General features: G+C 35.2%; 20 protein-coding genes and 1 riboswitch. Of the genes, 19 read left to right on the top strand and 1 reads right to left on the bottom strand.

Annotated elements, in window-relative coordinates; all coding sequences use genetic code 11:
- Positions 1-85: 85 nt before the first annotated feature.
- The 19 genes from C3E88_RS10945 to C3E88_RS10855 all read left to right on the top strand — a co-directional run bounded on the left by C3E88_RS10945 (position 86) and on the right by C3E88_RS10855 (position 19,627).
- Entirely contained in the window at positions 86-349 is a 264-nt protein-coding gene (locus C3E88_RS10945; protein ID WP_236910223.1) for an HPr family phosphocarrier protein, read from the top strand.
- 11 nt (positions 350-360) lie between these two features.
- On the top strand, positions 361-2,067 hold the full coding sequence (ptsP, locus tag C3E88_RS10940) for a phosphoenolpyruvate--protein phosphotransferase (protein WP_236910222.1): 1,707 nt from the start codon (positions 361-363) through the stop codon (positions 2,065-2,067).
- Positions 2,068-2,222: 155 nt separating this feature from the next.
- Positions 2,223-2,927, top strand: coding sequence for a PrsW family intramembrane metalloprotease (locus C3E88_RS10935; protein WP_236910221.1), 705 nt, complete (start codon positions 2,223-2,225; stop codon positions 2,925-2,927).
- Positions 2,928-3,192: 265 nt separating this feature from the next.
- A complete protein-coding gene (cdaA, locus tag C3E88_RS10930) occupies positions 3,193-4,029 on the top strand; it encodes a diadenylate cyclase CdaA (protein WP_236910220.1) in 837 nt (278 codons plus the stop codon).
- A complete protein-coding gene (locus C3E88_RS10925) occupies positions 4,007-5,221 on the top strand; it encodes a CdaR family protein (RefSeq protein ID WP_236910219.1) in 1,215 nt (404 codons plus the stop codon). Before cdaA ends, C3E88_RS10925 begins: the two co-directional genes overlap by 23 nt.
- A gap of 8 nt (positions 5,222-5,229) precedes the next feature.
- Positions 5,230-6,315, top strand: coding sequence for a butyrate kinase (gene buk / locus C3E88_RS10920; protein WP_236910218.1), 1,086 nt, complete (start codon positions 5,230-5,232; stop codon positions 6,313-6,315).
- Entirely contained in the window at positions 6,315-7,217 is a 903-nt protein-coding gene (locus tag C3E88_RS10915; RefSeq protein ID WP_236910217.1) for a phosphate butyryltransferase, read from the top strand. The genes buk (C3E88_RS10920) and C3E88_RS10915 overlap by 1 nt, the downstream gene beginning before the upstream one ends.
- A 12-nt stretch (positions 7,218-7,229) precedes the next feature.
- Positions 7,230-8,306 (top strand): butyrate kinase, encoded by a 1,077-nt coding sequence (gene buk / locus C3E88_RS10910; RefSeq protein ID WP_236910216.1) that lies wholly within the window; start codon positions 7,230-7,232, stop codon positions 8,304-8,306.
- 18 nt (positions 8,307-8,324) lie between these two features.
- Entirely contained in the window at positions 8,325-8,996 is a 672-nt protein-coding gene (locus C3E88_RS10905) for a nucleotide-binding protein (RefSeq protein WP_272878540.1), read from the top strand.
- Between the two features lie 25 nt (positions 8,997-9,021).
- Positions 9,022-9,243 carry a 4Fe-4S binding protein gene (locus C3E88_RS10900; RefSeq protein ID WP_236910215.1) on the top strand — a complete coding sequence of 74 codons (222 nt, stop codon included), beginning with the start codon at positions 9,022-9,024 and terminating at the stop codon, positions 9,241-9,243.
- A 26-nt stretch (positions 9,244-9,269) separates the two neighbouring features.
- A complete protein-coding gene (locus C3E88_RS10895) occupies positions 9,270-10,331 on the top strand; it encodes a 3-methyl-2-oxobutanoate dehydrogenase subunit VorB (RefSeq protein ID WP_236910214.1) in 1,062 nt (353 codons plus the stop codon).
- Entirely contained in the window at positions 10,331-11,077 is a 747-nt protein-coding gene (locus C3E88_RS10890) for a thiamine pyrophosphate-dependent enzyme (RefSeq protein WP_236910213.1), read from the top strand. The genes C3E88_RS10895 and C3E88_RS10890 overlap by 1 nt, the downstream gene beginning before the upstream one ends.
- A gap of 1 nt (position 11,078) precedes the next feature.
- On the top strand, positions 11,079-11,636 hold the full coding sequence (locus C3E88_RS10885; RefSeq protein ID WP_236910212.1) for a 2-oxoacid:acceptor oxidoreductase family protein: 558 nt from the start codon (positions 11,079-11,081) through the stop codon (positions 11,634-11,636).
- 315 nt (positions 11,637-11,951) lie between these two features.
- Positions 11,952-12,085: riboswitch (cyclic di-AMP (ydaO/yuaA leader) on the top strand.
- Positions 12,086-12,175: 90 nt separating this feature from the next.
- Complete coding sequence (locus tag C3E88_RS10880) at positions 12,176-13,300, top strand: NAD/NADP-dependent octopine/nopaline dehydrogenase family protein (protein WP_236910211.1); 1,125 nt, start codon at positions 12,176-12,178, stop codon at positions 13,298-13,300.
- Positions 13,297-14,958 carry a cobalamin B12-binding domain-containing protein gene (locus C3E88_RS10875; protein ID WP_236910210.1) on the top strand — a complete coding sequence of 554 codons (1,662 nt, stop codon included), beginning with the start codon at positions 13,297-13,299 and terminating at the stop codon, positions 14,956-14,958. The genes C3E88_RS10880 and C3E88_RS10875 overlap by 4 nt, the downstream gene beginning before the upstream one ends.
- A 330-nt stretch (positions 14,959-15,288) precedes the next feature.
- Complete coding sequence (locus C3E88_RS10870; RefSeq protein WP_236910209.1) at positions 15,289-15,681, top strand: hypothetical protein; 393 nt, start codon at positions 15,289-15,291, stop codon at positions 15,679-15,681.
- A 170-nt stretch (positions 15,682-15,851) separates the two neighbouring features.
- A complete protein-coding gene (locus C3E88_RS10865) occupies positions 15,852-17,228 on the top strand; it encodes a CCA tRNA nucleotidyltransferase (RefSeq protein ID WP_236910208.1) in 1,377 nt (458 codons plus the stop codon).
- 182 nt (positions 17,229-17,410) lie between these two features.
- Positions 17,411-18,754 (top strand): phosphoglucosamine mutase, encoded by a 1,344-nt coding sequence (gene glmM / locus C3E88_RS10860; RefSeq protein WP_236910207.1) that lies wholly within the window; start codon positions 17,411-17,413, stop codon positions 18,752-18,754.
- A 39-nt stretch (positions 18,755-18,793) separates the two neighbouring features.
- Positions 18,794-19,627, top strand: a complete 834-nt coding sequence (locus tag C3E88_RS10855; RefSeq protein WP_236910206.1) for a DegV family protein — start codon at positions 18,794-18,796, stop codon at positions 19,625-19,627.
- A gap of 13 nt (positions 19,628-19,640) precedes the next feature.
- Here C3E88_RS10855 and C3E88_RS10850 read toward each other — a convergent pair.
- On the bottom strand, positions 19,641-19,822 hold a 182-nt coding region (locus C3E88_RS10850; RefSeq protein WP_236910205.1), incomplete at its 5' end, for a hypothetical protein.

Here is a 19,822-nt window from a genome sequence, read left to right as displayed (position 1 = left end):
TAATAATTATTTTAAAAGTAATATAACAAAAAAGAAAATAAATTTTTAAAATAAACATAAAGAAAAATTATTAGGAGGTAATATTATGTTTAAACAGGAAGTTGTTTTACAAAATGAAACGGGTCTTCACGCTAGACCAGCAAGTTTATTTGTCAAAGAAGCATCTAGATTTACAGCAGATGTCAAGGTAGTTAAAGATGGAAAAGAATATAATGCTAAGAGCATCATGGGTATACTGAGTATGGGAGCAGGCAAAGGCGACACAATACTGATTCAAGCAGATGGAGATGATGCCGAAGATGCAGTAAAAGCCCTAGTAAAGCTTGTTAATGATAATTTCAATGAATAGGAGGATTTTCCATGAAAGGAATAGGAACATCACCAGGAATCGCTTTAGGAAACATCCTAGTGTATAAGGAGCCAGAGATAACCATAAACAAAAAGCAAATTCAGGATATTGATGAAGAGATAGATCGATTGGAAAAGGCCATAAAAACAGGAATGAAACAAATTGAGAAGCTATATGAAAAAACCCTAAATAATGTTGGGAAAGAAGAAGCTGAGATATTTAATGCTCATAAGATGATGATAGAGGATCCAGAATTTATCGGTGATGTCAAAGAAACCATAAAAAGTCAAGAAGTAAATGCAGAATGGGCAGTAAAAAACGTTGCTGACAAATTTATAAAGATATTTGAAAACATCGAGGATGAATATCTAAGGGAAAGGGCTTTAGATTTAAAGGATGTATCCAATAGGCTATTGAGAATACTATTGGATATTGAAACCATGGATCTTGGATCCTTAGAAGAGGAATGTATCATAGTAGCTGAGGATTTGACACCATCGGATACGGCTCAGATGAACAAGGAGATGGTAATAGGTTTTGTGACCGAATTAGGAGGAAAAACTTCTCATACATCTATTATGGCAAGAACCTTAGAAATACCAGCTATATCTGGATTAAAAGATATAACCAATGAAGTAAAAAATGGGGATTTCGTAATAATCGATGGAAAAGAAGGCCTAGTACTACTAAACCCTTCAGAAGAGGAAATAAAAACCTATGAACAAAAGAAGAAGGATTATCAAGAGTTTAAACTAAAGCTAAAGGATATGAAGGGGAAAGAGAGCATATCTAAGGATGGAGTTAAGGTAGAAATAGCAGCTAATATTGGCACTCCTAAGGATGTAGATAAGGTTATAGAAAATGATGGAGAAGGTATAGGGCTATATAGGACGGAGTTCCTATATATGGATAGCAAAACATTGCCTACAGAAGAAGAACAGTTTGAAGCCTATAAGATAGTAGCTGAAAGACTAGAAGGAAAACCAGTTGTAATTAGAACATTAGATGTAGGTGGGGACAAAGACATTCCTTATTTAGACCTACCAGAAGAAATGAACCCATTCCTAGGTTATAGAGCAATTAGGCTTTGCTTAGATAGAACGGATATGTTTAAGACTCAATTAAGGGCTTTGTTAAGAGCTTCAGCTTTTGGAAATATAAAGATAATGTTCCCTATGATATCCAATATAAAGGAGATTAGGGATGCTAAAAAAATACTGGAAGAAGCAAAGGAAGAGTTAAGGAAAGAAAACATCCCTTTTAACGAAGATATAGAAGTAGGTATAATGGTAGAAATACCAGCTGTGGCAGTCCATTCGGACATATTTGCAAAAGAGGTGGATTTTTTCAGCATTGGAACCAATGATTTAATCCAGTATACTCTAGCTGTAGATAGAGGTAATCAAGATATATCCTATCTATACAATCAATACCATCCAGCAGTATTAAAGCTTATTAAAATGACTATAGAAAATGGTCATAAGGAAGGTATATGGGTAGGAATGTGTGGAGAAGCAGCAGGAGATGAAAAATTAATACCTCTACTACTAGGCATGGGATTAGACGAATTCAGTATGAGTTCTTCCTCTATATTAAGAGCCAGATGGATAATAAATAATACATCTAAATCTGAAATTGAATCTATGTTAGACGAAATCCTTAGCTTACCTACGGCAGAAGATGTAGAAAAATTCATAGATGAAAAGATTTTAAAATAATTTTTAAGGGATTGCCTTATTATGAGGTGGTCCCTTTTATTGTTTGGCAACAAAGATACAATAAAAACTTATATTCAAGTTAAATCATGAATATAGGTTTATTTTTTATATATTTACCAATAATATAATTGACTATATTATTGGAGGAGATTCTATTGAATACTAGATTGTTTGTCATAGCCATAACACCGGCAATAGCCATAATATTTGGTATTTATCTAAGCGATAGATACGACAGGGAACCTTTAAAGCTTTTGTTGCTCACATACCTTCTAGGCGCTATATCCGTAGTACCTATAATAATAGTAGAAGAATTACTTTTAAAACTAAATATTTTTTCAGGGGTTCTTGATGCTTTTTATATCGCTTTTATAGTAGCTGGGCTTACAGAGGAGTATTTTAAGAGATTGGTCATATTAAAAGTTCCCTATAAGACTAAATATTTCAATGAGAAATTAGACGGAATAGTATATGGTGTGTTTTCTGCTATGGGATTTGCTACTGTGGAAAACATAGTATATGTAGTATATAGATATGCTAACAATCCTCATGTAGGATTATATAGAGGTGTATTTTCCGTTCCAGCTCATGCAGTATTTGGAATAACCATGGGATATTATTTATCCTTAGCAAAATTTGATATCGATGAAAAAAGGGCTAGAAAAAATATGCGTAGGTCCCTTTACATGCCAATATTTCTTCATGGCATATTCAACTTTATATTGATGGCAGGCATCCCCCAACTAAGTTTATTATTTGTCCCTTATGTAATCTATATATGGTGGTTAAATCAAAGGAAGTTGAGCAAGTTTATGTATGATTCAAAGAGTAGATTTATAGACATAAATAGGGAGGAATAATTAGGTTGAATAATTCTTAAGTTAATTATAGGATGGTTTTAGTATGTAATATTATGTCATTTTATATGGACTCTAATCCAGCATTTAATATCATAAAATTCTAAAATAGGACAACCCCTAAGATTGTTTCAGGAACAAAAGGGTGAATATTTAAATAATTCTGAATATATCAACATTTACCTAGAATCCGATATTTTGTTCAAATTATTAATTATTTGTTATATAATAATAATGTAGTAAAAAAAAGATAAAGGTGTGATATACCTTGCAATTTATTAAAGACCTTTTTACAAATATAAGAATACGGGATATTATAGATATACTTATTGTGGCTTTAGCCTTTTATAAACTATTTATGCTGATCCGAGAAACGAGAGCTGAACAACTTACCAAGGGAATATTTGCATTATTCGTATTTACTAAGCTTAGTGAATGGTTAGAGCTATACACTATCAATTGGTTATTAAAACAGGTAATGACTGTTGGTACTCTAGCTATCTTAATAGTATTCCAACCAGAACTTAGAAGAGCATTAGAATATATTGGAAGGAGCAGATTTTTTACTAAATCCTTTGTAGAGGTAAAAGATGAAAGTCTATCTCAGATGGTGGACGAAATAGTTGAGGCAGTAGCCTCCCTTTCCAGACAAAAAATCGGAGCTCTTATAGTCATAGAGAGAAAGACAGGTTTGAGCGAGGTAGTAGAAACTGGAACTAAAATAGAAGGAAAAGTATCTAGCGATCTGTTAATCAATATATTCATACCTAATACCCCCCTTCATGATGGAGCCGTAATAATTAAAGAAGATATGATAAAAGCAGCAGGGTGTTTTTTACCATTAACTGACAATACATCATTAAGTAAAGATCTAGGTACCCGTCATAGGGCAGCTTTAGGCATTTCTGAAAAATCTGATGGTTTAGCGATAGTAGTATCAGAAGAAACTGGTGCTATATCTATTGCAGAAAATGGTAGTTTGGCTAGATACTTAGATGCGAAGACTTTAAAACAGATTTTGATGGATATGTACAAACCTAAGGAGATGAAACAAACATTTATTACAAAATGGAGGCGAAAAGATGAGCAAAGAGAAGAAAAATGATCTAACTATAAAGATCTTTGCTCTAATAATAGCTATCATTTTGTGGAGCTATGTTATGAGTGAAGAAAACCCTACAATTACAAAGGAGTTTAGAAATACAGAGGTTAGTTTATCCAATTATTCTAGTTTGGAAAGACAAGGTCTAGTCATCATGGAACCAAAGGATCCAAAGATTACAATAAAAATTTCTGGTAAAAGAAACTATGTAAATAGGATTCTCGAAGAGGATATATTGGCTTCAGTTGACTTAAGTGGATATAGTGAAGGTAGTGTAAAAGTACCTGTATACATTGATGTGCCAAGCGAAGTGAGAATAGTAGATTATCATCCAAAGGAAATACTATTTAAATTTGAAAAGCTCGTAAGAAAAGAAGCTGTAGTAACCGTTGATACCGATGGAAGCTTACCTCAAGGCTACGTACTAGGTGAGCCGGAAATAAAGCCTCAATCTGTATATATAGAGGGACCAAGATCTTGGGTTGATTCCGTAACAGATGTAGTGGCAACAGTAGATCTTACCAATAGGACGGAAGATATAAAGGTAACCGTTCCCATAAAGTTGATAGACGAAAAAGGGGATGATGTAAGAGGCGTAGAAAAGGAACAAAACCTAGTAGATGTATTTATCCCGGTTTATAAAGTTAAGAAAGTGCCTATAGAGTTACAGACAGAAAATCAATTGCCGGATAATTATGAAGTAATGGATATAAGCATAAACCCAAGTGAAATAGAGATAAAAGGCAAAAAAGAGGATTTAAAGAATATAAACTCTATTAAGACTATGCCTATAGATATAAACTACCTAATCGGAAAAAGAAATGTAGTAGTAGAATTAGATTTACCGGAGAATATAAGCTTGGTAGATCCAAAGAAACAAGTTACAATAACATTAAATATTGAGGAAAGCAGAACCAAAACCTTCAATTATACTTTGGAGGATGTGGATATAATAAATCTTAGTTCAGGGCTTATTATTGATGAAGGAGATTTAAGTAAATCCTTTGAAGTTACCATTAGGGGTAGTAGTACTAAAGTAGATCTCTTAAATAAAGAGGATTTAAGTATAGAACTAGATTTACAAGGTCTAGAGGCAGGAAGTCACCAAGCAAAATTATCCGTTAAAGATGGGGAAGATTTTATGGTAATAAATATTCAACCTGAAGATCTAAATATTACTTTAAAGGAGGAGTAGGTGGGGCTATGGACAGTAAATATGTTCTAGTAATAAACCCAGGATCAACCTCAACTAAGGTGGCTATATATGGAGATGAAAAGGAAATCAAATCTTACAAAATACATCACAGTAAAGAGGAATTGGAGAAACATGAAAAGGTTATACATCAATATGAATATAGATTAGGTTTAATTTATGATTGGCTTAGGAAGGCAAATATAGATGTAAGGTCCTTGAAAGCGGTAGTAGGTAGAGGGGGTATACTCAGGCCTATGCCAGGAGGTACTTATCTAGTTACTCAGAAGATGATAGATGATTTGGAGATTGGAATTGGGGCTGAGCATGCTGCTAATCTTGGTGGCATGCTTGCCAAGGGAATTGGAGATAGTCAGGGAATAAAATCCTATATAGTAGACCCAGTGTCAGTAGATGAATTTGAAGAAGTGGCTAGGATTTCAGGCCTAAAAGAGATCGAAAGAAAGTCTCAAGTTCATGCATTAAATATCAAGGCCGTATCCTATCGAAGAGCAAAAGAACTCAACAGAAACCTAAGGGATTTGAATCTTGTAGTAGCCCATCTAGGTGGAGGAATATCCATCTGCCCCGTGAAAAAGGGACAGATGATAGATGCAAACAATGCTAGTGAAATGGGCCCCTTCTCGCCAGAGCGAACAGGCGGTTTGCCGGTAGGAGATTTAATCGATATGTGCTATTCTGGAAAATATTCCTTAGAAGAGATGAAGAAGAAAATAAAGGGGCAAGGCGGTCTCATGTCCTATCTTGATACCATAGACGGTAGGGTTGTAGAAGGAAAGATTAATGCTGGTGATGAATATGCAAAACTCATATATGATGCTATGATATACCAGATTGGCAAAGAGATAGGTGCTTATGCCGCAGTATTAGGTGGTAAAGTAGATAATATAATTTTGACTGGTGGACTAGCTTTTTCAGAATATCTGGTAAAGGAAGTTAAAGATATGGTAGAATTCATAGCAGAAGTAATTGTATATCCTGGAGAGGATGAAATGGCTGCTTTGAATAAAGGTGTATTAAGGGTACTGCACAATGAAGAGGAAGTAAAAATATATGAAAATGAGGTGATGATATAATGGCAAAATCTTTTAGTGAACTATTAGCTTTAGCTGAGAAAAGGGGCCCTAAAAAGATATCTGTTGCAGTGGCACAGGATAGGGATGTTCTCGGTGCTATCAAGGTTTGTAAGGATTTAAACATAATAAATCCTATATTAGTTGGGGACAAGTCTAAGATCCAACAGATAAGCGAGAAAATAGATTTTGAACTATCAGAGGTAGAGATAATAGACGAAAAGGACGGATTACAAGCTTCTCGAATAGCCACAAAATTAGTTAGTACAGGGAAAGCTGAAATACTTATGAAAGGACTGATAGATACCTCAGTTATCATGAAACAAGTTTTAGACAAGGAAATAGGACTGAGAATAGGAAAGGTAATTAGCCATGTAGCAGTATTTGATGTAGAAACCTATCATAAGATATTTTTTGTAACCGACGCTGCCATGAATATTAGCCCAGACATATATCAAAAGAAGGAAATAATTGAAAATGCAGTAGAATTAGCTCATTCTTTAGAAATAAACAATCCAAAGGTAGCTGTTATTGGAGCCAAGGAAAAGGTTTCCCCAAAAATGGAAGCCACAGTCCATGCAAAGGAACTATCTGATATGTATAAAAGAGGCGAAATAACCGGATGTATAGTAGAGGGGCCCTTTGCACTAGATAATGCTATATCAAAGGAAGCAGCTCTTCATAAAGGAATAGAAAGCTCAGTAGCTGGAGATGCAGATATATTATTGGTACCCGATATTGATGCAGGAAATGTATTGTATAAATCTTTGACTTTTTTAGCTAAGGCCAAATCTGCAGGAATAATATTAGGTACCAAATCCCCTATAGTTTTGACTTCGAGAGCTGACAGCCAAGAAGCCAAAATCCATTCTATAGCATTGGGGGTATTGCTTACATCTAAATAAAGGAGGCTTAAAATGACAGGAAACTATAGATTGCTAGTCATAAACCCAGGTTCAACATCTACTAAAATTGCAGTATTTGACAATCATAAAATGATATTTGATGAAACCTTAAGACATTCCGTAGAAGAACTATCTAGATACGAAAAGGTATTTGACCAATATGAATTTAGGAAGGAAATAATTCTTAAAACCCTAACAAAAAACAAAATAGATATAAATTCTATATCTGCCATCGTTGGTAGGGGAGGATTGCTTAAACCTATAGAAGGTGGAACCTATGAAGTAAATGAAAGGATGTTAGAAGATTTAAGAATAGGAGTTCAAGGGGAGCACGCTTCCAATTTAGGCGGTATTATTTCCCATGAGATAGGTAAAGACATCGGTGCTAAAGCTTATATTGTAGACCCAGTAGTAGTAGATGAACTATCTCCAGTAGCAAGGATTTCAGGGCTTAAGGAGATAGAGCGAAGGAGTATATTTCACCCACTAAACCATAAAGCAGTAGCACGACGTCATGCAAAATCTAAAGGGAAAAAATATGAGGATATGAATTTAATAATTGCCCATCTAGGTGGAGGAATATCTGTAGGGGCTCATCAAAAAGGAAAAGTAATAGAGGTAGCAAATGCCTTAGAAGGAGAAGGACCTTTTTCCCCAGAACGATCTGGTGGACTACCAGTAGGGGATTTAGTCAAGCTCTGCTATTCAGGTAAATATTCCTATGAAGAAATGAAAAAGATGATAAAGGGTAACGGTGGAATGGTATCCTATTTAAATACTAACAATGCAATAGAGGTAAGTGAAAGGATAGAAAAGGGTGACCAGTACGCAGAACTAATCTATTATGCCATGGCCTATCAAGTAGCTAAAGAAATTGGAAGCTGTGCAGCGGTACTAAAGGGACAAGTAGATGGAATACTTTTGACTGGGGGTATTGCCCATGATAAAAAGTTTACCAATTGGATTAAAGAAAAGGTAGAATTCATATCTGAGGTTTATGTATATCCTGGAGAAGATGAATTAACAGCATTGGCAGAAGGTGGTTTAAGAGTATTGACTGGAGAGGAAGAATCCAAAGAATATAAATAGAACTTAGGTGATATAGTGTTGAAGGACAAAAGGTTAAGGTTTATAATTGGCCATTATGGTAGTGGTAAAACCGAATTTAGTATAAACTATGCTGTAAAATTAGCTGAAATTGGGAAGAAAGTAGCTTTAGCAGATTTAGATGTAGTAAACTTATATTTTCGTAGCAGAGAAAAAAGGGAACTCTTAGAGAAATTAGGTGTCAAAGTTATAGCCAGCTCTATAGATGCATCGGCAGTAGATATACCTGCAATCTCAGCGGAAATAGTTACTCCTATGCAGGATACTTCATATGAAGGGGTTATAGATGTAGGAGGGGATCCAGCTGGTGCTAGGACTTTAGGTAGATACAATGAATATTTTGTAGAAGGGAAATACGATATGTTCTTTGTGCTAAACGCCAATAGACCGGAAACACAGACAGTTGACAAGGCCATAGAATATTTGAGAAAAATAGAAGATACAGCCAGAGCTAAAGTAACAGGTATAGTAAATAACACACATATGTTGAAGAGCACTACAGTAGAAGATGTATTAAAGGGACAAAGTTTAGCAAAAAAGGTGTCAGAGAGGACCAATATTCCAATTAAATATATATCAGTAATAGAGGATGTAGCAAAAGAACTGCCAGATGATTTAGAAGGAGAAATATTCCCGATGACTTTATACATGAGGGAGGATTGGATGATTTAACAATAGGAAATTAAGGGGGGTTAATATGGCCAAGGTAAAAGGAAAAGTAACATTCAAGGAGGATCTTTGTAAGGGCTGCGGTCTATGCGTATCCGTTTGTCCTACTAAGATCATATCCTTAGATAAGAGTAAAATCAATGCAAAGGGTTATCATCCAGCTACGGTTGTTGAAATGGACAAATGTATCGGTTGTGCTAACTGTGCAACTATGTGTCCAGATGTAGTTATAACTGTTGAGAGAGTATAGAATTCATTTCAAAGGAGGTTTTATTTATGGCTAAAGTTCTCATGAAGGGAAATGAAGCTATAGGTGCTGCAGCCATAGAGGCAGGTTGCAAGTACTTTTTTGGCTACCCCATAACGCCACAATCTGAATTGCCAGAGTATATGGCTAGGGAGTTACCTAAGATTGGAGGAGTTTTCTTACAAGCAGAAAGTGAAATAGCTGCTATTAATATGGTATATGGTGCTGCAGGGGCAGGGGCTAGGGTCATGACTTCCTCATCAAGCCCAGGTATATCTTTAAAACAAGAAGGTATAACATATATTGCAGGAGCAGAATTACCTTGCGTAATAGTCAATATTATGAGAGGTGGTCCAGGATTAGGCAGTATACAACCATCTCAAACTGACTACTTCCAAGCCACAAGAGGTGGGGGAAATGGTGACTATAGAGTAGTAGTATTAGCTCCGGCTAACGTTCAAGAGTTAGTAGACTTAATAATCGAGGGATTTGATATAGCAGACCAATATAGAAATCCAGTAATGATATTAGGAGATGGGATGATTGGTCAGATGATGGAACCGGTAGAGTTCAAAAAACCAAAATCAAGAGACCTGCCTGAAAAGGATTGGGCTACTGTAGGTACGGGAGGAAAGAGAAAGCCAAATATAATCAACTCTCTATACTTGGCAGCGGAAGAATTAGAACAGCACAATATTAAGCTTCAAGAAAAATATAAAACCATAAGGGAAAATGAAGTGAAAGTAGAATCCTATAATATAGAAGATGCAGATGTAGTCATAGCAGCCTATGGAACCACATCAAGAATAGCTCGGACGGCCATCTCTCAACTGGAAAAGGAAGGGTATAAAGTGGGCCTAATAAGACCTATAACCCTATGGCCTTATCCTTATGATGAATTCAAGAAGATTAATGATAAATGTAAGGGAATATTAACAGTAGAAATGAATACGGGACAGATGATAGACGATGTAAAAATTGCGGTAAAAGGGAAATATCCAGTACACTTCTATGGCAGAACTGGTGGTATGGTACCAACACCAGGTGAGATCATTAAAAAAGTCAAGGAAATCTATGGAGGTGAATTGTAATGGCAGTAGTATTCGATAAGACCAGAGGATTGACCGATGTAGAAACCCACTATTGCCCAGGCTGTACCCATGGAATAATCCACAGATTGGTGGCAGAAGTATTAGAAGAACTAGGGGTACTAGATGAAGCAATAGGAGTAGCACCTGTAGGATGTTCTGTATTGGCATATAAATATTTCAACTGTGATATGCATGAAGCAGCCCACGGTAGGGCTCCAGCTGTTGCTACTGGAATAAAGAGGGTTCATCCAGAAAACTTCGTATTTACCTACCAAGGAGATGGAGACCTAGCCTCTATAGGTACAGCAGAAATAGTTCATGCTGCCCATCGTGGAGAAAAGATATCCACTATATTTGTAAACAATGCTATATACGGTATGACTGGTGGCCAAATGGCACCAACTACTTTAGTAGGGCAAAAAGCCACAACAGCTCCTTATGGAAGAGATGAGGCTCACTGTGGTAAGCCCCTAAAGATGGCAGAAATGCTAGCTACAATTGATGGAGCTAAATTCGTTGAAAGGGTAACAGTAAATACACCAGCAAACGTTAGAAAAGCAAAAAAGGCTATTAAAGAATGTTTCCAAGTCCAACTAGATGGAAAGGGTTTTGGAATAGTGGAAGTACTATCTACTTGTCCAACTAATTGGGGGTTAACACCAGTAGAAGCGCTAAAATGGTTAGAAGACAATATGATACCTTATTATCCTCTAGGAAACTTTAGAAGACCAGAGGAGGTGGAGTAAAATGGAAGAAAGAATAGTAATAGCTGGATTTGGTGGCCAGGGGGTAATGGCTATAGGTCAATTATTAACCTATGCAGGCATGATAGAAGATAAAAATGTTTCTTGGTTACCTTCCTATGGACCAGAAATGCGTGGGGGGACAGCAAACTGCGGTGTAATCATATCAAGTGAAGGGGTAGGTTCTCCAGTTGTAGTGGATTCTACTGCTGCTATTGTGATGAATAGGCCCTCCCTAGATAAATTTGAGGAGACGGTTATAGAAGGTGGAAGACTATTCATAAATTCATCTTTGATAGAAACTAAAGCCAAGAGGGAAGATATCCAGGTATATTATATACCAGCCAATGAAATAGCGGATAAACTTGGGAACAATCGAGTAGCAAATATGGTAATGCTAGGTGCTTATTTAGAAGCTAGCAAAACCGTAGAATTTGAATCCATACTAGAAGGATTTACTAAAGTATTTGGTGAAAATAGAGCTCATCTATTACCTATAAATAAAGAAGCCTTAGAAAAGGGAGCAGAGGTTGCAAGGGAACAGATGAAAGCAATAATATAAACAAAGGCAAGCCGGTTTTCTTATGGGAAACCGGCTTGAAACTTTTAGTTGCAATAATTTCAAAAGTGTGTTATACTATGTTAGGGACTTTTATACAATTTTATTTTTACAGATCAAAAGACTTTCATAAAACCTATTCATTATATTTTATCTAAATTATCTCATTTGCTATTATTTAGCTTATTACTTACAATTTTTATAAACTTTATTTGCCAAATTATTTACTTTTAAAGAGTTTGGTATTAATTTGATTGAATATAAAGATAACCTTTGAGAATCTACATCTTGGCTCTAGTTATCTATTATTATAATAAAAAATATGTCTCGCTGAATTCTTAATACCATAGAAACGGGGGAACCAATCAATAGGGGTGAATCCTTTTATGGACGGGCAAAATCCCTTAGCCCGAACCCGTCAGCTAACCTCGTAAGCGTGGAGGGGGGAATGATAATGTATTGTTATTTATCGACTATGGACCCCATAGTCTTTTATTTTACGCTAAATGTAAGAGTAAAAATATGTAAGAGGGGGTAATACAATGAAAAGGGATTTGTGTTATGCAGTAATAGGCGCAGGGAATGGGGGCCTTGCAATGGCTGGATATTTAAGCCTAATAGGGTACGAGGTAAATTTATATAATAGAACCTTGGAAAATATCCTACCTTTAATAGGAAAACCAATGATTAAACTGAGTGGAGAAGTAGAAGGCGATGGAAAACTAAATATCGTCACTAATAATATAGAAGAGGCCATAGAAGGGGCAGATATAATTATGATAACTATTCCAGCTATGGGGCATTACCAATTAGGAAAACAGATGGCTCCTTTTTTAAAGGATGATCAAGTGATTGTATTAAATCCAGGTAGGACTGGGGGAGCATTAGAGGTTTATGCTGCAATTAGGCAAGAAGGTTGTGATAAGAATATAGTAGTGGCTGAAGCTCAAACCTTTATATACGCTTGTCGGGCCACTTCCAGAAATAGTGCTCATATATTTAGATCAAAAAATGAAGTAACCTTGGCAGCTATACCCTCAACAAGAACTAATGAGGTGATAGATATGCTTTATGATGCATATCCTCAGTTTAAACCAGCTAAGGATGTAATAGAGACCAGCATTAACAACTATGGTGCCATATTTCATCCAGCACCAACCCTTCTAAATAGTGGGCATATAGAGAGAGGAGCACCTTTTGAGTATTATACAGAGGGTATAACCCCATCCATTGGGAATTTCCTGGAGAAAATGGATGCTGAAAGGATGAAGATAGGTACTTTACTTAACGTAAACACTTTATCAGCTAAGGATTGGCTTGAGTATACCTATGATGCTAAGGGACATACCTTGTATGAAGCTATTCAAAACAATCCAGGTTACAAGGGTTTGCAAGCCCCTAAAGGTTTAAATATAAGATATATCTACGAAGATGTACCCTATAGCCTAGTACCCATGTCATCAATGGCAAAGGAACTTGGTATAGAAACTCCTGCTATAGACTCTATTATTAGAATAGCTGAGTTGATAACAGGTATTGACTTCTTTAAAGAAGGTAGAACTATGAAAAAACTGGGACTTAAAGGTCTTAAGGTAAAACAAATACACCAGCTTGCAGAGAAGGGTAGTATATCTACAAAAGGTGAAGGAGAGGTGGTAGCTTCATGAAAAAAATACTTGCATGTACTATTGGAAACTGTGTGCACGTAGCAGGTACTATGAATTTTCTATCCCTTGCAGAAGATGAGGGGTATGATACTGAATTTTTAGGCATTGGAATTTCGGTAGATGAGCTTATTGAAAATATAAATAGAAAAAAGCCTGATATCGTAGCTCTAAGCTACCGTTTGACTCCAGAACCTCTGATAGAGATTCTGGACGAATTGAAAGACAAGATAGAGAAAGAAAACTTACAGGCTATTAGCTGGTTATTTGGAGGAACTGAACCAACGGGAAAGATTGCAGAAAGTAGTAATATATTCAGTAAGATTTTCTACGGTACTGAGGATATAGATGAGGTAATATTATACTTAAAGGGTAAAGAATATTCTGTATATGAAAATTATCCTAGGGATTTAATATCTAGAATAAATTCCAAATATCCTTATCCTATCCTTAGGCATCATCTTGGTTTATCCACTGTAGAGGACACTGTAACTGCAATAGAAAAGATTGCCGATTCAAAAGTATTAGATGTAATATCCATAGCTCCAGACCAGAATGCTCAAGAATTCTTCTTTGATCAAGATAAAATGGATAGAAGGCTAGATAGTGCTGGTGGTGTACCTTTAAGAACAGAGGATGACTTTAGAAGGCTATATGAAGCAGCCCAAAGAGGAAACTATCCACTTCTTAGATCTTATAGTGGAACAAAGAATATAATTAGGTTTTCAGAAATGCTACATGATACTATAGACAATGCTTGGTGTGCTGTACCTTTATTTTGGTACAGTGAGTTGGACAGAAGAGGACCAAGAAAATTAAGAGATGCTATTTATGAAAATCAACAGGTGATGAAGTGGCATGGAGAGAGGAATATTCCTGTAGAAGTAAACGATCCCCATCATTGGAGCTTAAGGGATGCCCACGATGCTATAGGAGTAGCAGATGCATATTTAGCAGCTTATAACGCAAAGAAAATGGGAGTAAAAGACTATGTGGCTCAATATATGTTTAATGTTCCTGCGTTTATATCACCTGAAAAGGATTTGGCAAAGATGTTAGCAAAGATTGAATTGGTAGAAGGTTTAGAGGATGAAGATTTCAGGGTATATAGGCAAGCTAGAGCAGGGCTGGCATCTTTCCCAGCAGATTTAAACCAAGCTAAAGGTCAATTAGCAGCTTCAGCTTATTTGGCTATGGCAATAAAACCGCATATATACCATGTGGTAGGCTTCTGTGAAGCCCATCATGCAGCTACAGCTGAAGATGTAATAGAATCTGCTAAAATAGTTAGAGGAGTATTGAAAAATGAATTCCTAGGTTCTGTAGATATGACAAGGGACAAGAACGTTCAGAGGCGAAAGAATGAGCTGATAAGAGAGGCAAATATGATAATTAATGCAATTAGATCTTTAGGTCCAAATAGTAAGGATCCATTAGCTGATCCAGATGTATTAACTAAAGCTGTAAAAATAGGTATATTAGATGCGCCTCATCTAAAAGGAAACAAGGCTTGCAAAGGAACTCTAAATACTAGGGTATTAAATGGGGCAATGTATGCCTATGACAATAAAAACAAAAAGGTTATAACTGAAGAGGAAAGAATTAGTAAGATATTGAAGGAACAAAATATCCAGCCAGAATCTATCTTAAATGTCATATAAATACAATATGATGTACTCGAAAAAAGGAATACGCATTAGCTAATAATATGGACTTGCATTTATGCAAGTCCATATTATTAAATTTGAGGATGTTCTTATTGAAATGTAGGAAGCTTTATAGTATTATATACTTATACAAGAGTAGGACTTTGTACCTAAAAACAAGATTGGTATAAATATTAGTTCTATATTAAATCATTAAAAGGATTACAATAGCTAAAGATTTCCTGGGCAATATTTTATTAATTTTGACAAAATATAATAAAACATTAGAGGATTGTAGTTTAAAACAAGGAATGTCTTAAATAAACAAATCAGGGGTGTTTATTTATGGGGGAGAGAAGATTGTTAAAGTGTCAAAAAATACTATTAGATTTTTTTGAAAGGGGAAATTCGACAAAAAGTCTAGAGGTAATACTCGATATCTACGATGAAATCAGATGTTTAGAAATGCATAAAAAAACAGCAGAGGAGAAATTGTTTCGAGTACTATATAATATAAAGGAATCCCGTGGATTAGATTCCATATTAGAAAAACAAGATATTAAAAGTTTAAACCTATTGTTAGATCAGGTCTTGGAGATAAGATGGGATGGGGAGGATTTCTATATAAAAAATCGACATTTCTCTAAATTAACATTAGATGAGCTTCATCGTGTGTTAATTGAAACTATGTATTTAATGGACAAGGAAAATACAGATGTAGAAAAACTACCTATATAAAGGTAGTTTTTTTATGTGAACTTTTGGACTTATATGTATTGCTAGGTTTTTAATGGGACAGGAACCGCCCCTGATATCCAACGTTCTTCAAATAATGTATAAAATCATTTGCCCATGAGCTATACTATGTTATACTAAAAATATTGAAATTTCCATGGAGGGATAGGATTATGCTTAACCTACCATATTATGTAAACCAAATTATATATAAATTAGAAGAAAAGGGATATGAAGCTTATGTAGTAGGTGGTTCTGTTAGGGATATAATGCTTAATAAACAGCCGTCTGATTATGATATTACAACAGATGCTCTTCCAGAAGAGGTGGAGAGGATATTTTTTGACATAAAAAGAGTCAATATAGGTAAAAAGTTTGGAACTGTAATACTAGTTCAAGAGGAAGGAACTGTAGAAGTTACAACTTTTAGGAAGGAAGGCAGATATATCGACGGTAGAAAACCTGAGTGGGTACTTTTCTCTTCTCATATCTTAGAGGATTTGAGCCGTAGGGATTTTACTATAAATTCCATGGCATATAATCCTAAAACCGGTTTAGTAGATCCTTACGATGGAAAAAAAGATTTATACAAGGGGATTATCAGGACTGTGGGCAATCCTGAAGATAGATTTAGTGAAGACTATTTGAGGATATTAAGAGCTATTAGGTTTTCCACTCAATTAGGATTTACCATAGAAGAATCTACTTATCAAGCAGCAAAGGATTATGGTCATAATATTTCAAAGATAAGTGTGGAAAGAATTACAGATGAGTTTCTCAAAATTATCTTATGTGAAAAGCCTTCAAGGGGCATAGGGTTATTAAAAGAGACAGGTATATTAGGCATAATATTACCAGAGATAGTTTCTGCCATAGGATTTCAACAGAAAAATCCCCATCATGATAAAGATGTGTATGAACATATTTTATGTGTACTAGACAACACCCCTCCTGTTCTCCAGGTGAGACTGGCAGCTTTATTTCACGATATAGGGAAACCTCATACCTTTACTATAGATGAAGAGGGGATAGGTCATTTTTATGGTCACGATAGATTAAGTGCTGAAATGAGTAGAGAAGTATTGACTAGATTTAAATGTTCCAATGAACTAATCGAGAAGGTATATATATTGGTAAAGGAGCATATGAATCATCATACTTATTTCAAAGAAAAAGGGCTAAAAAGGTTGATTAGGCGAGTTGGGGAAGATGAGATATTTAATTTAATGGAATTACAAAAAGCAGACATTAAATGCTCCAATAAAGATGCAGATATAGAACATATACATGAAAGAGAAAATAAAATCAAAGAGATTATAGAAGAAGATGAGGCATATAAACTAAGCCATCTGGGGATTGATGGTAATGATTTAATCGGCTTAGGATTTGAAAAGGGAAAAATAATTGGTGAGATACTAGAGTACTTACTAGAAAAGGTAATGGAGAACCCCAAATTAAACCATAAAGATGCTTTAATGGAACTAGCCTTAAGAAAGTATTCTTCTCAGCTATCTCAACCTGAGGCGAAGGTTAAGGATCCAAATCCCTAAGGCTAGACTCAAATAAATTGTGAATTATATAAAAAACAAGGGATAAGCACAAAATTGAAAAGCAGAATTTTGGCTTCCTTTTTATATGCATTATGAAATGTGAATTGTTAAAAGTACATTGTGAATTATTAAAGCTTATGCTATTATTAAATTGTTACAGTCCAATTTGGGAGGTTGAAAAGATGGGAAAACTATTCGGTACCGATGGAATAAGGGGAATTGCTAATAAGGATTTAACACCAGAATTAGCTTTCAAGGTAGGTAGAGCAGGAGCCTATGTATTATCCAAAGGTAGAAAAGGTAAAATTGTAGTAGGAAAGGATACACGAAAATCAGGAGATATGTTAGAGGCAGCACTAACTGCTGGGATTTGTTCAATGGGGTTAGATGTAATCTCTTTAGGTGTAGTTCCTACACCAGCTGTAGCTTATTTAACTAGAATATATGAAGGGTTAGCGGGAGTTGTTATATCAGCATCCCATAATCCTGTAGAATATAATGGAATAAAGTTTTTTGACGAAAATGGATACAAACTCAATGACGATATAGAAGAAGAAATAGAAAGTATAATATTAAAAGATAAGGATATACCAGTACGTCCTATAAAAGAAGAAGTGGGACAAACGGTATTTGAGCATAATGGATACAATCATTATATTGAACATTTAAAAACTACAGTAGATGGAGACTTTAAGGAAATAAAAATAGCAGTTGACTGTGGAAATGGAGCTTTATATAGAATTGCACCTCAATTACTTAGAGAGCTACAAGGAGAAATAGTAGTTATAAATGATAAACCTAATGGAGGAAACATCAACGTAGAATGTGGTTCAACGAATCCTTCTATGATTCAATCCTTAGTACTAGAAGCAGGTGCTGACATTGGATTATCTTTTGATGGAGATGGAGATCGACTTATTGCTGTAGATGAAAAGGGAGATATAATCGATGGCGATCATATATTGGCTATTTGTGGCAGTTATTTATATAAAGAAGGGAAACTAAAAAATAATACAATAGTTGGCACAGTAATGACCAATATGGGATTAGATATATATCTAAAGAAAAATGGAATGGATATAGTTAAAACAGCTGTAGGAGACAGATATGTAATAGAGGAGATGCTGGCTAAGGGATATAATCTAGGAGGAGAACAGTCAGGCCATATAATCTTTTTAGATCACAATACTACTGGAGATGGATTACTAACAGGATTACAATTAGTTCAAGTGATGAAAGAAAGCAACAAAACTATGTCGCAACTAAATAGTTTAATGACTAATTTTCCTCAGGTGCTAGTAAATGCAAAGGTAAAGAATCAACTAAAAGAATCCTATCTAGAAGATGAGAAAATAAGAGCTGAAATTGAAAAAATAGAGAGCATGTTCCATGGGGAAGGAAGAGTCGTCATAAGACCTTCAGGAACAGAACCTCTAATTAGAGTCATGATAGAGGGAAAAGATGAAAAGAAGATAAGAGATATAGCCAACGGATTAGCCAAGCTTATAGAGGATAGGATAGGATAACGATAGTTTGAATATAACTAAAAAATTGAGGTGATAGTATTGAATTATAAAATAGTAGCCGATAGTAGTTGTGATTTAAACCAACAACTAAAAGAAAAAATGGATATAGGTTTAGTGCCCTTAAAGATAGATGTGGAAGACAAATCTTTTGTAGATGACCACAGTATGGATGTGAAAGAACTACTATTAGCTATGAAAAACAGTAATGAACCGGTGAGAACCTCTAGCCCTTCCCCAGGAGATTTTTTAAGTCAGTATGAAAAAGGAGAAAATGTATTTGTTGTAACCTTATCCTCTGCTTTAAGTAGTACTTATAGTAATGCAGTGTTAGCTAAGAATATTGCTCTAGAAACTAGCAATAAATTTATCCATGTATTTGATTCCCTATCAGCTTCTGTAGGTGAAACCTTGGTTAGCCTAAAAATATTTGAACTAATACAAAAAAACTTCAATCCTAAGGAGATAGTAAAAAAAGTAGAAGAATATATTGAAGGGATGAAAACTTTTTTCATATTAGAATCCTTGGATAATTTAATGAAAGCTGGCAGGATTAGCAAGACCATGGGACATATTGCCTCTATGCTATCCATTAAACCTATCATGGGTGGAGATGAAGATGGTACCATCAAATTGGTGGAAAAGGTTAGGGGTAGCAAGAGGGCCTTTAAAAGATTGGTAGATATTATTGGAGAACAAGGGGAGAATTTTGAAGATAAAATACTAGGCATTGCCCATTGTAATGCTTTAGAAAAAGCAGAAGAACTGAAAAGAAGTGTAGAGGAAAAATATAATTTCAAAGAGATAATCATTGTGGAAACAGCAGGATTGAGTACAGCCTATGCTAATGATGGCGGGATAATAGTGGCCTTCTAAAAAAACAAACTCTCTATTTAGAGAGTTTGTTTTTTTCTTGGTGGATAAAAAGTTGTTTTAGCTTTACATGAAGCTCATACTCAGAATCAGATATAATGCCTTTTTCTTTTGACAATTCCAATAGCTGTAAAAATCGTGAACACAATTCATATAGATCCTTATTAACTCTATCCACAACACCACCCCATATATTTA

It is taken from the genome of Clostridium sp. Cult3, assembly GCF_021655115.1.
In the GTDB taxonomy this organism is placed as follows: domain Bacteria; phylum Bacillota; class Clostridia; order Tissierellales; family Tepidimicrobiaceae; genus PPXY01.
This window is presented reverse-complemented; position numbering and strand designations above follow the sequence as displayed.

Excerpts from the sequence above, each read along its gene's own strand:
- ptsP (WP_236910222.1), top strand. The coding sequence starts at position 361 with ATGAAAGGAATAGGAACATCACCAGGAATCGCTTTAGGAAACATCCTA.
- C3E88_RS10880 (WP_236910211.1), top strand. The coding sequence starts at position 12,176 with ATGAAAAGGGATTTGTGTTATGCAGTAATAGGCGCAGGGAATGGGGGC.
- C3E88_RS10870 (WP_236910209.1), top strand. The coding sequence starts at position 15,289 with ATGGGGGAGAGAAGATTGTTAAAGTGTCAAAAAATACTATTAGATTTT.
- C3E88_RS10890 (WP_236910213.1), top strand. The coding sequence starts at position 10,331 with ATGGCAGTAGTATTCGATAAGACCAGAGGATTGACCGATGTAGAAACC.
- buk (WP_236910218.1), top strand. The coding sequence starts at position 5,230 with ATGGACAGTAAATATGTTCTAGTAATAAACCCAGGATCAACCTCAACT.
- C3E88_RS10915 (WP_236910217.1), top strand. The coding sequence starts at position 6,315 with ATGGCAAAATCTTTTAGTGAACTATTAGCTTTAGCTGAGAAAAGGGGC.
- C3E88_RS10875 (WP_236910210.1), top strand. The coding sequence starts at position 13,297 with ATGAAAAAAATACTTGCATGTACTATTGGAAACTGTGTGCACGTAGCA.
- C3E88_RS10885 (WP_236910212.1), top strand. The coding sequence starts at position 11,079 with ATGGAAGAAAGAATAGTAATAGCTGGATTTGGTGGCCAGGGGGTAATG.
- C3E88_RS10895 (WP_236910214.1), top strand. The coding sequence starts at position 9,270 with ATGGCTAAAGTTCTCATGAAGGGAAATGAAGCTATAGGTGCTGCAGCC.
- C3E88_RS10865 (WP_236910208.1), top strand. The coding sequence starts at position 15,852 with ATGCTTAACCTACCATATTATGTAAACCAAATTATATATAAATTAGAA.
- buk (WP_236910216.1), top strand. The coding sequence starts at position 7,230 with ATGACAGGAAACTATAGATTGCTAGTCATAAACCCAGGTTCAACATCT.
- glmM (WP_236910207.1), top strand. The coding sequence starts at position 17,411 with ATGGGAAAACTATTCGGTACCGATGGAATAAGGGGAATTGCTAATAAG.
- C3E88_RS10945 (WP_236910223.1), top strand. The coding sequence starts at position 86 with ATGTTTAAACAGGAAGTTGTTTTACAAAATGAAACGGGTCTTCACGCT.
- C3E88_RS10925 (WP_236910219.1), top strand. The coding sequence starts at position 4,007 with ATGAGCAAAGAGAAGAAAAATGATCTAACTATAAAGATCTTTGCTCTA.
- C3E88_RS10900 (WP_236910215.1), top strand. The coding sequence starts at position 9,022 with ATGGCCAAGGTAAAAGGAAAAGTAACATTCAAGGAGGATCTTTGTAAG.